The organism is Rhodopseudomonas sp. P2A-2r (assembly GCF_026015985.1).
Taxonomy (GTDB): domain Bacteria; phylum Pseudomonadota; class Alphaproteobacteria; order Rhizobiales; family Xanthobacteraceae; genus Tardiphaga.
Window position 1 is genome coordinate 272,179 of the sequence record NZ_CP110389.1, and the last position, 13,726, is coordinate 285,904.

Below are 13,726 nucleotides of genomic sequence, written 5' to 3' on the forward strand. Positions count from 1 at the left end.
ACGCTCTAGAACGCAGCCCGGATCCCACTGCTGACCGCAAAGTCGTTGCCGCCGGCGCGTGCGAAGGTCGACGTGATAGTGAGTGTTGCGTTGATATTCCCGGCAATTCCAGCGCCGATGCCGGCGGCGACCCTGCCGTAGGTGCGGTCCTGCGCGGAGACCGGCGTCAGGATCGGGAGCAGCGGTGCGGTTACCAGCGTGGTGGTCACGTTGCGGCCAGAGCCTGCGAAATCCTGCTCGGCAGTGAGGTTGATGAAGGGGCTGTACAGCACCATTCCCGTGACGAATGGCAATCGCAATTGAAGCCCGGCGTTGGCGGTCAAGGCGTTGATCGTTTGCCTGTCGACCATCATGGTCAGCAGGACGTCCCCGCTCTCGGTGTAGCCGCCGATGACCCCGTGGGTATAACTGAATCCGGCGATCGGCCCGACGCGTACCGCTCCCGCGTTGACCAGGTAGCCGGCCCTGGCAGCCGTCGTGAAGGTGTCGGCGCTGGTGCTGCCGTGGATCACGTCGATCACGCCCTGGCGATCCAGCGCAAAGTCGTGGCGGCCATAGGCGGCGAGCGCGTCGACGAACCAGTTGGCATCGGTAAACGAGCCGTAGCCGGCAAACTGATAGGATTTCACGTGATCATGCGCGTTCTGAACGCCGAGAGTGACATCGGGTTCGGAGTAGCCCAGCGCAAATCCCAGCCGCCATCTGGAATCATAGCGGTACTCGATTCCGAAGGTGCCGCCGGGGGCGTGATAATCATAGCCAGCATTGAAGAACTGCCTGTCGAGGCTGCCGCTGGCGTAGCTGAAGTCGCTGTAAACCGACCATCTGTCTTCCGGCTTGAGCGGAGATGGAGCCTTGGTCGGGCCGGCATAGGCCATCGCCATCGCGTTGCCGATTCCGAACGGCTGGGAGGTGCGCGAGGCGTCGAGCCGGCCAAACACCGAACCGGCGAAGCCAGCGGCAAGGCTGGCGGTGATGGCGCCCTGCGGCACTACGGTGGTCGGCGCGTCGATCTGGTTCGCCATGTAGGTCGCGATCAGCGCCATCGCGGCGCCGGTGGGATGGACCGAGTTTTGATAGAAGCAGCCTGCGAAATTCACGGTGACGCCGGCAGGCGGGGTACTCCCGGCTGTGCCGGCCCCGCTTCGCAAGCGGTGGCGCTCGTGAAGCCGTACATCCCCGGATTGTTGGCGACGCGCTCCTGCAGGATGCCGAAATTGAACAGAAAGATGCGCACACCGGATTGCGCCAGCGGCGCCAGCAATTGCTGGGTCTGCTGGTAATAGGTGTTCGCCCAGGCGTCGCGCAACGGGTCGGTGAGAAAGGTGGAGCCGGGCGGGGCGGGAAACCATTTCGAACTGCCGGTGCTGAGCCAGGCGATGTTGCGGGTGCCCTGCGCCGCCATCTGTTGCACGCCGGCGGCCGCCAACCCCGCCGAAGTGGTCGCGCCCAAGACGATCAGCTGCCGATCGGCCGCGGCCACGCCAGTGAGGGTGATGGCCGACAGATCGTTGCCGCCGATCGACAGCGCGATCAGGTCGCTGCTGGCGTAGTGCAGGCCGGCCGACTGGACGAGTTCGTAGCTGAAGCCGAACCCGGGGTTGAGAGGGGCGAGCGTGTTGGTATTGTCAGTTCGCGCGCCGCCGATCGCATAATTGGTCATTCCCGGCAGGCCATAGATCGACTGCAGCGACTGAACGAAGGTGGTGCTGCCGGTGAACGTGCAATTGGGGGAGTAGACACAGTTCAGGTGTCCAAGCTGGAACGCACCGCCCGGCGCAGCACCGGTATCGGCATAACTGTCGCCGAAGCCGTATATCGCGGTGAATTGCGCCTTGGCCGGAAGGATTGTGGCTCCCAGTATCACTACGGAGACGATCGCCGCCGCCGCGGTGCCGCCAAGCGCGGTTCGCCCTCGATTCAACGGCAGCGAAATCGACAGCATCCGCGAAAGGTCGTGGCTCATCCCAATTCCTCCCTGAGACTGGTCCGTCGGACACAGTCGCGACTTAGTTCTCAAGGCGGCTAAGTGATTCGCACTGGCAACGCTTTGTTCCAGGTCAAGTCTGATTCAACTTTCGGTGGTGGGGTGCGACCACGCGCGGCACACAGGCCAATCAACGAGATACTCAAGCCCGATCTTGCCAACGCCAGGCTTGCTCGGACCTATCAGGTAGCGGTTTGGGTTATTTTCGATCAAATCGGGCTTTCAGCGCCATGTCCGGTTTCCCACCGATAGCCTGTCAATGTTCGGCACCAAACTTATAGGATGCCTGCACAAACATGCCGTAGCGTTCAGCATTGCCCTTGAACGGGGACGCCTCGCTCGTCACCGTCGGGGCTGCCTTGTCGCAGCCCGTGCAGTTGAACTCGCCATTGGTCGTCCACATCGCCCAATAACGTCCACCAACACCAACCGTGAAGTTGTCGGTTACGAGGTAAGAGGCGACAAGTTCAGCCTGCACGCCCCTTCCCGTTCCCCATTGCGCAAACCAGGTCGGGACATCGCGCAGCCAATGATTGTCCAGTCCGTCGAAGCGAGCATAGGGCAGATAGGCGACGTCGCCGCCGATCTTTATGCGATTCCAAAGCACGGATTCCCCGGACAAACCGACCCGCAACGACTGCCAGGTGGCGGTTTCCGTGATCGTCAGGACGGTGGATGGAAAGGACGGCGCGCAGATGCCGGACGCCGGCAGTGCCAGTTGCGTACAGCCCCACGCATTCATGACCTCGTGGACGCGATTGTATCCGAGGAACGCGCCAACCTTGTAATCCACACCTTTGAGGAAATCGTAACCGACATCGATCGTGCCGTAGGAGATCGGCCCGTTGACCGGGTTTGACAGGGTATTGGTATAGGCAGTGTTGACCGAGGCATTTGCGGGGGCATCCATACCCCAATCCTCATCGTTCATCTTGCCACTGTTGATGCGGCCGCCACCGATAAAGCCCTTCACGAACAGATTCACCGGCGTATCGATGCGTGCGAAAATCTCGCCTGATGACGCCGTCAGACTATCATACGTCAAACGCGACTGCGCGACATTCGGCGAGGCGAAATTATCCCATTGGAATTTGCCGGAGCTGTACCAATACCGCGCCCCGGTATCGACGGCCCAGCCGGACGCCACGACGGGAGCAGCCTTGCGAGGCACTACGGGGAGGGCTCCAAAGCTTTCCGATTGACCCATGTGATAGTTCACGCCGAGTTTCACGACATGAACATCCTGTGCAACCGACGAGGTCGCGGGAAGAACCGGAAAAAGAGAGCCTGCGATGAAAGAGGTCGCCGGGGTCGTCATGCTGGAATTGCCGAATCGGCTGTAGTCATATTCGGCTTTGAGCGACCATGCCGGCGTCATCGCATGCTCGACACCGGCGCCGATCGTCCATCCCCACCGTGTGTTCGACAGGCTAGTCGGGACGGCTAACGCCTGGGCAGCGGAATTATAGAACTGATTATTTGGATCCATTGAGACATCGCCATGCATCCAGGCGAGCCCGCCCTTGCCGTAGACTAACGTCCGCCCCTGGGCGCCGGTGATCAGACCCAGGCGACCGGTTAACGTTCCGGTCCACCGCGGCCTCGCGTTGCAGTTCGATCCAACCTGATTCACGACAAGCGGCGAAATCTGCAGACAGGTATTGCTTCCGCTGGAGTCGAGAAAGCTGGTATCAGCCTCCAGACCGACAACGGTCTGGGGTGAAATCTGCCAATTATACCCGGCCTGGAGACCAAGAAGCGCCGCCGGCGTTGTCACCACGTCGCCAAATGCCGACGGGCCATAGGGATTGGAAACCGTCGTTGAGCCGACACCGGCACCCAGGTGGCCGCCAACGTAAAATCCCGTCCAACTCCATGCCAGCATCGCCCTGGCGATCGGCGCCTTCACGGGGATGTCCGCGGCGTTAGCCGCGCCCACCGCCTCCAGAACCAAAAGCGACAGTCCCGCCGCGAATAGATTTCTCATTGCCATCTCTCGAGCCTCCCAACAGCACGTCCAAAGGAGCAGGGATCAACGATCAACTCATGAGGATTAGAGCCGGACTGAAAAAGAAGCTGGGTGATTTCAGCCAGTTGTGATTCCTTCGGATTTGCGAAGATTCGAGGGAGAACACGATGGGCTGGACTGAAATCACTCGTCGACATTATAGACGCGAAGGCTTGCGGTATGAAAGCGAAACGACGGATGCAGAGTGGTTTGTGATGGAGCCGCTTCTGCCGCCTGCTTCAGCGCTCGGGCGTCCACGTGCAACAGACATGCGAACGGTGATAGATGCGATCCTCTACATTGCGTCCACCGGTTGCCAATGGCGGCAGTTGCCCAAGGACTTCCCACCCTACTCGACGGTGCAGGGCTATTTCTACGCGTGGTCGCGTGGTGGAATCTTTGCCTCGCTTGACCTGCCCCTAAACTTTCATCCAGTGGCAATTAGAGTCTCGGCGGCAAGGGATCGGTCGCCGGCAATCGCAACAGAATTAGGGGAGGGCGCACTGCGCCCTCCCCATGCTGAGAACAACCCGATCTAGTTGGCGGCCCGGTATGTGCCAAACGCCTCGATCTGATCAAGCACCCGTAGAAGGTCCGGAACTTCCTTCTGGTCGATGCCCATGGATCCATATGGACCTCTGCAGAAGAATACGTCGTAGCTTGTGCCAGGCCCCCGTATAGAGCGTTTCGTTCCAGCGAATAGACCGACGTCACTTTCTTTGCAGATGGCTTCACGCAGCTGAGCCAATTCTTCCGGTGTAGTCGGACCATTGAACGACAAGAACTGGACGACATCATCGGTGCATGCGGGCCCGTGTCGCTTAACCAGATCCGCGCGAACCATTTCATCTGTCTTCATCATAGGCTCCGCTCAACCGCTGAAGGTTGCAATGGCGGTGTCATGGTTATTGCGAGAACCACCGGACTTGTGACGGCGCCGACAGGATCGGACGGCTGCACCTCGCCGAAGCCCTGTCCTACCGGGCGCTGGCCGACGACGCCCGCCGCGCAGCCTGACGGGCACGCGCACCGGCCGCATGGCTTCACGGGAAGAAACCGACCATGACCGGTGCCAGCGACCGCAACACCATCGCGTCGTCAACCCGAAAGTAACGACTTCTGTTTACGCTCTACAAACCATAGGGGCACGTCCCGGGCCAGCGAGTAGCGTAGCATGTTGCGTTTCAAGATCCTTGCCTCGACGTTTCCGCTCGTCCTCGCCGCCGTGTTCGCGCGCGGCGGCTTCGCGCCGGCCACCCAGCCGTGCATCGCGATCGGCGAGACGACGGTGCGCATCGCCGCAGGCCCGTGGCAGGCGCAGAGCCAGGTCAGCTTCACCGACGATCCCCGCCGCGCCACCGTGCGGGTGCAGATCGTCGACAGCGCCGAAGCTGCCGATTTCGCGGTGGTCGACGACGTCCAGGACAGCAGCGATGGCGATGCCTGCAGGAGCAATGCCGCCACGCGCCTGATCGGCATCAGTGCCGCACCCGCCGCCGACGCTGCGGTGATCTACCTGTCGCAGGACGGCGATGCGGACTACCGGATCTTCGTGACGTCGAATTCCTTCACGCCGCGCGACGCCGCGGCGCTGATCGTCGGCGCCCATGACGGGCCAGGCCACGGCGGCGCGGCGCGCCTGGCCGCGGCGGCGCTCTGAGCGCCGTTAACCCGGCGCTAACCCTGCTGCCAGCGATCGCGCTCGAAACCTGCACCATCAAGCACTTTGCAACGTCATCCCCGCATTATTACGCAGCGATCCCGAGTCCTGCGGGCGCCCGAGCGCCCCGGCGCGCGGCCGACAACATTGGCGGGTGAGCAGTGAGACCCAGGTTCTTCCGGATCAAGACGCGTCTGCGCTGCTTCGTCCGGCGCCATCCCACCCTGAGCTTCGCGATCCGCTCCTTCATGATCTTCTCGGCGGCGTTCGGCGGCGCCTATGGCTTCATTTCCGGCAGCAGGTCGCCCGGCTCCGGCTACGATCCGCACGCCTTCGCCATCGGCGCCAGCTTCCTGTTCGCGCTGGCCTGCGGCGGTCTCGCCATGCTGAGCATGCGGCTGCGCTTCGTGGCGCGGCGGATGCGCAAGCTGGCGCAGCACAACGAGGCGCTGGTCGATCGCAACTGGGAACTGCAGGAGGCCGAGCAGCGTGCGCGCAGCCTGTTCGAGGCGCAGGGCGACCTGATCGTGATGCGCGACGGCAACGGCCAGATCACCTTCGTCAACGACGCCTATTGCGCGCTGGCAAAGCGATCGCGCGCGTCGCTGATCGGCAGCGATTTTACGTTCGACGTGGTGGAGCAGGGCGACACAACCACCGAACCCAACGGCACCCGCATCCACGACCAGCGCATCGCCAGCGCGCTGGGCCCGCGCTGGATCGCCTGGCGCGAAGGGCTGGTGCACAGCGAGGCCGGCCAGCCGGCCGAACTGCAATGCGTCGGCCGCGACGTCACCGACCGCAGCGAAACCGAGCGGGCGCTCGGCGAAGCGCGCGACCAGGCCAATGCCGCCAACCGCGCCAAGTCGCGTTTCCTGGCGATGGCCTCGCATGAGATCCGCACGCCGCTGAACGGCATCATCGGCATGAGCGGGTTGTTGCTCGACACCCAGCTTTCGCCAGAGCAGGCGAGCTATGCCCGCGCCGTGAAGACCTCCGGCGACGCGCTGCTCTCGCTGATCGAGGAACTGCTCGACTATTCGCGCATCGAGGCCGGCAAGATCGACCTCGAACATCGCCCCTTTGCGCTGGCGACCATGATCGAGGACATCACCGAACTGCTGGCGCCCCGCGCCCATGCCAGCAGACTGGAGATCGCGGCCTATGTCGACGAGCGACTGCCGCGCGACGTGGTCGGCGATGCCGCGCGATTGCGTCAGGTGCTGCTCAACCTCGCCGGCAACGCCATCAAGTTCACCACGGCCGGCGGCGTCGCGATCATCGTCGAGCCGGGCGTCTCGCCTGGCGACATCAGCTTCAGGGTGCGCGACACCGGCATCGGCATCGCGCCGGACGCGCAACAACGCATCTTCCAGGAGTTCGAGCAGGCCGACGAGGGCACCGCGCGCAACTACGGCGGCACCGGCCTCGGGCTCAGCATCAGCGAGCGCATCGTCAAGCGCATGGGCGGGCGCATCACCCTGCAGAGCCAGCCCGGCGTCGGCTCGACCTTCGAAGTGTCGATCCCGCTGGCCGCGGCTGACGCCGACGGCGGCGATCGCCAAACGTTCGACGCACCGGACCTCGCGGGCCAGTCGATCATGCTGGTGTCGCCGCAGAGCATCGAGACGGCGCTGACCGCGCGACGGCTGGAGCGCTGGGGCGCCCAGACCTGCACGGTGTCCGATATCGCGGTGGCGCGGGCGCTGCTGCCGGAACGGCCGTGGCAGGCGGTGCTGATCGACCGCGGCTTCGGCGCCGCCGATGTGGAGGCGTTCGCCGAAATGGCGGTGCCGCATGCGGACCAGCGCATCGTGATGTTCACCCCGGCGATGCGCCACGAGCTGCAGCCGGTGCCGACCACCGCTTTCACCGGCTATCTGGTGAAGCCGCTGCGCACGGTGTCACTGGCCGCCCGGCTCGGGGCGCCCGCGGAAACCATCGCACCGGCGATGACCATCGACGACCTGTTCGAGCCGCAGCCCGACGCGCCGCCGGCCCGCGCCATTCGCGGCCTGTCGATCCTGGTGGCCGAAGACAACGAGATCAACGCGCTGCTGATGCGTGCGCTGCTCACACGCCTCGGCCATCAGGTTGTCATCACCACCTCCGGCGAGGAGGCGCTGGAGTCCTGGCAGGCCTCGGCCTCCGCCGGCACGCCCTACGACCTGGTGCTGATGGATCTGCAGATGCCGCGCCTCGACGGCATCGAGACCGCCCGGCGGATCCGCGCCCGCGAGGCCGGCAGCCGCAGCCGCCGCACGCCGATCCTGGCGCTGACCGCCAACACGCTGGTGGAAGATCGCTATGCCTGCTTCGACGCCGGCATGGACGGCTTCCTCGTCAAACCGCTCGACCGCGACAAGCTGTCGGAAGCGCTGGCAGACCTCGCGCGGTCGCGGCATATCGCCGCCTGAACCATCTCAGAATGTCATCGCCCGGCCAGGCGCGCAATTGCGCGCCAGGACCGGGCGATCCGGTATTCCGCGCCAGTGATAGTGGCGCACCGCTCTCGTTTACTGGGCCACCCGCTTTCGCGGGTGGCCCAGCCATTGGCCTTGTCACACAGTCGCAACAAGCTCGTCATCCCGTTGTCGGTTGCGCGTGATCTGTCTGTCCTGAAAGCCGCACGGATTCGAATCAGCCCGCGGCTGAGGGAGTCTCATGCGCGGTGAACAGCTGACGGGATCGAAGCTGGGGTTTCTGCAGATGCTGCGGCCGCAGAATGTCGGCCTCGCCGCGCAGAAGACCATTACCTTCTTCAAGCCGCCGCAGATCACGCTGCCCAACGCCGCGTTGCCCGACGGCGTCGGACTGCCGCCGGCGACGCTCGGCCGGATGGGCCCGCTGGAAGTGCGGCTCGCCCGCGACAAGCGCGACATCAAGCGTGCCCAGAAATTGCGTTACAAGGTGTTCTACAAGGACGGCAGCGCCATCGCCGACGCCGCCACCATGCTGGCGCAGCGCGACAAGGACGCCTTCGACAAGATCTGCGACCATTTGATGGTGATCGACCACGCCGCCAAGCCGACTCTGTCCGGCCGCCAGCCGGTGGTCGGCACCTATCGCCTGCTGCGCCACGAGACGGCCATGCGCAACGGCGGTTTCTACACCGACAACGAATTCGACCTGTCGGGCATGATCGAGCGCCATGCCGCTTTGCGCTTTCTCGAACTCGGCCGCTCCTGCGTGCTGCCGCCCTATCGCAACAAGCGCACCGTTGAACTGCTGTGGCAGGGCATCTGGGCCTATGTGAAACAGAACCGCTTCGACGTCATGATCGGCTGCGCCAGTTTCGAGGGCACCGACCCGGACCGCCTGGCGCTGCCGCTGTCATTTCTGCATCACCACGCCCGCGCGCCCGAGGCGTGGCGCGCCCGAGCGCATCCCGGCCGCTATGTCGAGATGAACCGGATGGCGAAAGAGGCGATCGACAGCAAGGCCGCGCTGCGCATGCTGCCGCCGCTGATCAAGGGCTACCTGCGGCTCGGCGCCATGATCGGCGATGGCGCGGTGATCGACCACCAGTTCGGCACGACGGACGTACTGATCGTGATGCCTGTGGCCGCCATCGGCGCGAAGTATATCGAGCACTTCGGCGGCGACGCGCGGGCGGCGTAAGCGCACAGCGGAGACACACTCCGCTGTCATCGCCCGGCCGCGCGCATTTGCGCGCCAGGACTGGGCGACCCAGTAAACGCTGTTGTTGATGATAGAGCCGCGATGCCGGCGTTTACTGGATCACCCGCTTTCGCGGGCGATGACAACCGAGTGTATGGCGCGTCCGTTGTGCGACTACAGCCTTCTTAGCGCGACCGTCTCCACCACATGATCCGCGCCCTTTTTCAGGATCAGCGTCGCCCGCGGCCTGGTCGGCAGGATATTGTCCTCGAGGTTGGCGAGGTTGGTGCGTTCCCAGATCGCCAGCGCGGTGGCGGTGGCTTCCTCGTCCGACAGCGGCGCGTAGCGATGGAAGTAGGATCGCGGGTCGTGGAATGCGGTGTCGCGCAGGGCCAAGAAGCGGCGCACATACCAGTCACGCAGCACCGGCTCTTCGGCATCGATATAGACCGAGAAATCGAAGAAGTCGGAGACGACAGGCACCGCCTTGCCGTCGCGCGGCAGCCGGCCGGTCTGCAGCACGTTGACGCCCTCGACGATCAGGATGTCGGGCTGGTCGATCTCCTGCCATTTGTTGGGCAGCACGTCATAGGTGAGATGCGAATACAGCGGCGCGCGCACCGGTGAGCGGCCGGCCTTGATGTCGCTGAGAAAGGCCAGCAGCGTCGGCAGGTCGTAGCTTTCCGGAAAGCCCTTCTTCTGCATCAGCCCCTGGCGCTCGAGCACCGCATTTGGAAACAGGAAGCCGTCGGTAGTGACGAGATCGACCTTGGGCTTGGCGCCCCAGCGCGCCAGCAGCGCCTGCAGCACGCGCGCGGTGGTCGACTTGCCGACGGCCACGGAGCCGGCGACGCCGATGATGTAGGGCATCTTGCGGTCTTCGATGCCCAGGAATTTTCGCTGCGCGTAATACAGCCGCTGCGTGGCGGTGACGTAGATCGACAGCAACCGCGACAGCGGCAGGTAGATCTCCTCGACCTCCTTGAGATCGAGGCGGTCATACATCGAACGCAGCGCCGCGACCTCGCCGGCCTGCAGCGTCATCGGCGTATCGTCGCGCAATGCCGCCCACTGCGCGCGGGTGAAGGTCCGGTAGGGATTGTATTGCTGCTCTGACCGCATATCCATTGCGCCGCCGCCTTGTTCAATCGCGCTTGCGCGAGGCCTTTTCCTCAAGCCCGGACATGCTGGTGCGTTGTCCGAGCGTCGTCTCGACCTCTTCGAGGGTCACGTTGCGCGATTTCAGCAGCACCAGAAGATGGAACAGCAGATCCGCACTTTCATTGATCAGATTGGTGTGGTCGTTCTCGACCGCGGCGATGACGGTTTCGACCGCTTCCTCGCCAAACTTCTTGGCGCAGTGCTCGGCGCCCTTGTCGAGCAGCTTGCGGGTGTAGGACGACTCGCCGCCCGCCGCCGCGCGGGCGTCGATGATGGCAGCCAGGTCGTGGATCGTGAAGCGGGCCATTGCGGCGCTTTCTGTCAGGCCCCCGATGGGGCCGCGAACTGGCTGGATTTCCTGCCAGACTTTGGATTACGGGTCGAGCCGCATCGGCAGACCCGCCCGGACCATATGGTCCTTGGCCTCACGAATGGTAAATTCCCCGAAGTGGAAAATCGACGCTGCCAGCACCGCGGTGGCGTGGCCGCTCCGGATACCTTCGACAAGGTGATCGAGATTGCCGACGCCGCCGGAAGCGATCACCGGCACGTTGATACTGTCGGCCACCGCATGGGTCAGTGGGATGTCGAAACCCTGGCGGGTGCCGTCGCGGTCCATGGAGGTCAGCAGGATCTCGCCGGCCCCCAGCGACACCACTTCCTGGGCGAATTCGATGGCGTCGATGCCGGTGCCCTTGCGGCCGCCATGGGTGAATATCTCCCAGCGCGAGCCGCCGCCGGCGCGTGTCACGCGCTTGGCGTCGATGGCCACCACGATGCACTGGTCGCCGAATTTCTCCGCCGCCTGCTTGACGAACTGACGATCGGCCACCGCCGCCGAATTGATCGACACCTTGTCGGCGCCGGCGCGCAGCAGCGCCTTGATATCGTCGGTGGTGCGCACGCCGCCGCCGACGGTGAGCGGCATGAAGCAGGCCTCGGCGGTGCGCCGCACCACGTCCATCATGGTGCCGCGGTTTTCGTGCGTCGCATTGATATCGAGAAAGCACAGCTCGTCGGCGCCGGCGGCGTCATAGGCCACCGCGGCTTCGACGGGATCGCCGGCATCGCGCAGGTCGACGAAGTTAATGCCCTTGACGACGCGGCCGTCTTTCACATCGAGGCAGGGAATGACGCGCATCTTGAACATGAGGACCCCTATGCCGCTGCGCGTGCGGATTTGATCAGCGCCAGCGCCGCCGCCGGATCGACGCGGCCGTCATACAGCGCGCGGCCGGAAATCGCGCCTTCGAGCTTGCGCGCGCGCGGCTGCAGCAGCGCCTCGACATCGGCGATGGAGGCGAAGCCGCCGGAGGCGATCACCGGAATCGAGATGGCGTTGGCGAGTTCGATGGTCGCGTCGAGATTGAGGCCCTTCAACAAGCCGTCGCGCGCGATATCGGTAAAGATGATGGCGGCGACGCCGGCATCCTCAAAACGCTGCGCGATTTCCAGCGCGGTCACCGTCGAGGTTTCGGCCCATCCTTCGACCGCGACCTTGCCGTCGCGCGCATCGAGGCCGACGGCGACCCGGCCGGGAAACTTTGCGCGGCTTCCTTGACCAAAGCGGGATCGCGCACCGCGGCGGTGCCGATGATGACGCGGGTGATGCCCTTGGCCAGCCAGGCCTCGACGGTGGCGAGATCGCGGATGCCGCCGCCGAGCTGCACCGGCATCTTGACCGTCTTCAGCATCGCCTCCACGGCCCCGGCATTGACCGGCTTGCCGGCGAAGGCGCCGTCGAGATCGACCACGTGCAGATATTCAAAGCCCTGGCTCTCGAAGTCACGCGCCTGGGCGGCGGGATCGAGATTGAACACGGTGGCACGCGCCATGTCGCCCTGTTCGAGGCGAACGCACTGGCCGTTCTTGAGATCGATGGCGGGGAAGAGAATCATGATGCAAATATCCGGAAACCAGGAGCGCTGTAGCTCCCCTCCCCCACTTGGCGGGGAGGGGTCGGGGGTGGGGGCTGCTCGGCCAAGAAAGCGCCCCCACCCCGACGCCTGCGGCGTCGACCCTCCCCACCGCTCGCAAGGGCTCGCGGGGGAGGGGTGTGACCGCCGATGTCGAAATCAAAATCACGGCTTCCATTTCAGAAAATTCGAGATCAGCGCCAGCCCGAAGCGCTGGCTCTTTTCCGGATGGAACTGGGTGCCGATCATGGTGTCGCGGCCGACGATGGCGGTGACCGGGCCGCCGTAGTCGGCGCGCGCCAGGATGTCCGCTTCGTTGGCGGCATTGAGGTGATAGGAGTGCACAAAATAGGCGTGGCGGCCCTTGGGGCCGAGCGGCAGCCGCTCCAGCACGGGGTGCTCGCGCACCATGTCCAGCGTATTCCAGCCCATGTGCGGGATCTTGAAGTTCTCTTCGCGCGGCGTGATCTTTTCCACGTCGCCAGCGATCCAGTTGAGACCTTCGGTGGTGACGTGCTCCTTGCCGCGGGTGGCCATCAGCTGCATGCCGACGCAGATGCCGAAGAACGGCCGCGCCTTCTGCCTGACGGCCTCGGTCATGGCGTCCACCATGCCGTCCAGCGCATCCAGTCCCTTGCGGCAGTCGGCGAAAGCGCCGACGCCGGGCAGCACGATGCGGTCGGCGCGAAACACCACTTCGGGATCGCGGGTGACGACGACCTTTTCAGGCACGTCCATGCTGCGCGCCGCGCGCTCGAAGGCTTTCGCCGCCGAGTGCAGATTGCCGGAGCCGTAATCGATGATGGCAACGCTCAACGCGACGCTCCCGGTTGTGGAAACAGGCCGATGATGGCCTCGTGGGCGCCCGAGGGCGGGCGCGAAAACGGCTCGCCCGCCACATGGCGGGTCGGCGGCGGCCCACCGCGCTCGACGGCCGTCTGGTCGTTGACGATGTTGCGCCGTGCGGTCCAGCGATCGAAGAAGCGGCGCTCGGCGGACTGCTCGTCATCGGCGACCACCACGTCGATCTGCCGCCACTTGCCGCGCGACAGGGTCCAGCGCCTGAGGCTGCCGCCTTCGAGGCCCATCAGGAGAGCAAACAGCAGCATGACCGCCAGACGCGCGCCGAAGCCGGCGTGCAGCGCCGACAGCGCGACCTCGCCGACGATGGAGATCGCGATATAGCCCAGCAGCGCCCACCACAGCCGATGCCAGACCATCCAGACCAAGGCTGCGAGAAACGCCCAGACGTAGAAGCCGTCGCGCACGAACACGAAACGGTCGGTCGAAGCGACCTCCGGCCGCGAGGCCGCAGGCGCATGAACTGTATAGACCGGCATGGCATCAACTCCGCCGATGCAAGGAAAAGACAA

Annotated in this window: 11 protein-coding genes and 3 pseudogenes; 5 read left to right on the top strand and 9 right to left on the bottom strand. The window is 64.5% G+C overall.

The annotated features are described in order from the left end of the window. Positions 1-5: 5 nt before the first annotated feature. The 3 genes from ONR75_RS01275 to ONR75_RS01285 form a co-directional block, all read right to left on the bottom strand. Entirely contained in the window at positions 6-1,100 is a 1,095-nt protein-coding gene (locus tag ONR75_RS01275; RefSeq protein WP_265081045.1) for an autotransporter outer membrane beta-barrel domain-containing protein, read from the bottom strand. After that, a complete protein-coding gene (locus ONR75_RS01280; RefSeq protein WP_265081046.1) occupies positions 1,097-1,966 on the bottom strand; it encodes an SGNH/GDSL hydrolase family protein in 870 nt (289 codons plus the stop codon). The genes ONR75_RS01275 and ONR75_RS01280 overlap by 4 nt, the downstream gene beginning before the upstream one ends. A gap of 277 nt (positions 1,967-2,243) precedes the next feature. Beyond that, entirely contained in the window at positions 2,244-3,974 is a 1,731-nt protein-coding gene (locus tag ONR75_RS01285; protein ID WP_265081047.1) for an outer membrane beta-barrel protein, read from the bottom strand. A 149-nt stretch (positions 3,975-4,123) separates the two neighbouring features. Between ONR75_RS01285 and ONR75_RS01290 the strand changes: the two are divergent. The 5 genes and pseudogenes from ONR75_RS01290 to ONR75_RS01310 all read left to right on the top strand — a co-directional run. After that, positions 4,124-4,378 (top strand): annotated as a pseudogene (locus ONR75_RS01290) (transposase); the annotation flags it as partial. Positions 4,379-4,925: 547 nt separating this feature from the next. Then, positions 4,926-5,012: pseudogene (locus ONR75_RS01295) on the top strand (ATP-binding protein); the annotation flags it as partial. Positions 5,013-5,169: 157 nt separating this feature from the next. Further along, a complete protein-coding gene (locus ONR75_RS01300) occupies positions 5,170-5,655 on the top strand; it encodes a hypothetical protein (RefSeq protein WP_265081048.1) in 486 nt (161 codons plus the stop codon). A gap of 161 nt (positions 5,656-5,816) precedes the next feature. Continuing rightward, on the top strand, positions 5,817-8,072 hold the full coding sequence (locus tag ONR75_RS01305; RefSeq protein WP_265081049.1) for an ATP-binding protein: 2,256 nt from the start codon (positions 5,817-5,819) through the stop codon (positions 8,070-8,072). Positions 8,073-8,319: 247 nt separating this feature from the next. Further along, positions 8,320-9,276 (top strand): GNAT family N-acetyltransferase, encoded by a 957-nt coding sequence (locus tag ONR75_RS01310; RefSeq protein ID WP_265081050.1) that lies wholly within the window; start codon positions 8,320-8,322, stop codon positions 9,274-9,276. A gap of 174 nt (positions 9,277-9,450) precedes the next feature. On the opposite strand, the gene coaA is transcribed toward ONR75_RS01310, so the two are convergent. The 6 genes and pseudogenes from coaA to ONR75_RS01340 all read right to left on the bottom strand — a co-directional run bounded on the left by coaA (position 9,451) and on the right by ONR75_RS01340 (position 13,693). Next, entirely contained in the window at positions 9,451-10,404 is a 954-nt protein-coding gene (gene coaA, locus ONR75_RS01315) for a type I pantothenate kinase (protein WP_265081051.1), read from the bottom strand. Between the two features lie 16 nt (positions 10,405-10,420). Then, the gene (locus ONR75_RS01320) at positions 10,421-10,744 is read right to left on the bottom strand and encodes a phosphoribosyl-ATP diphosphatase (RefSeq protein WP_265081052.1); all 324 of its coding nucleotides are present in this window, start codon (positions 10,742-10,744) and stop codon (positions 10,421-10,423) included. Between the two features lie 66 nt (positions 10,745-10,810). Then, entirely contained in the window at positions 10,811-11,587 is a 777-nt protein-coding gene (gene hisF / locus ONR75_RS01325) for an imidazole glycerol phosphate synthase subunit HisF (RefSeq protein WP_265081053.1), read from the bottom strand. A gap of 8 nt (positions 11,588-11,595) precedes the next feature. Continuing rightward, a pseudogene (hisA, locus tag ONR75_RS01330) lies at positions 11,596-12,335 on the bottom strand (1-(5-phosphoribosyl)-5-[(5-phosphoribosylamino)methylideneamino]imidazole-4-carboxamide isomerase). A 183-nt stretch (positions 12,336-12,518) separates the two neighbouring features. Beyond that, on the bottom strand, positions 12,519-13,169 hold the full coding sequence (gene hisH, locus ONR75_RS01335; RefSeq protein ID WP_265081054.1) for an imidazole glycerol phosphate synthase subunit HisH: 651 nt from the start codon (positions 13,167-13,169) through the stop codon (positions 12,519-12,521). Beyond that, positions 13,166-13,693, bottom strand: a complete 528-nt coding sequence (locus ONR75_RS01340) for a DUF2628 domain-containing protein (RefSeq protein ID WP_265081055.1) — start codon at positions 13,691-13,693, stop codon at positions 13,166-13,168. The genes hisH and ONR75_RS01340 overlap by 4 nt, the downstream gene beginning before the upstream one ends. Positions 13,694-13,726: the final 33 nt, after the last annotated feature.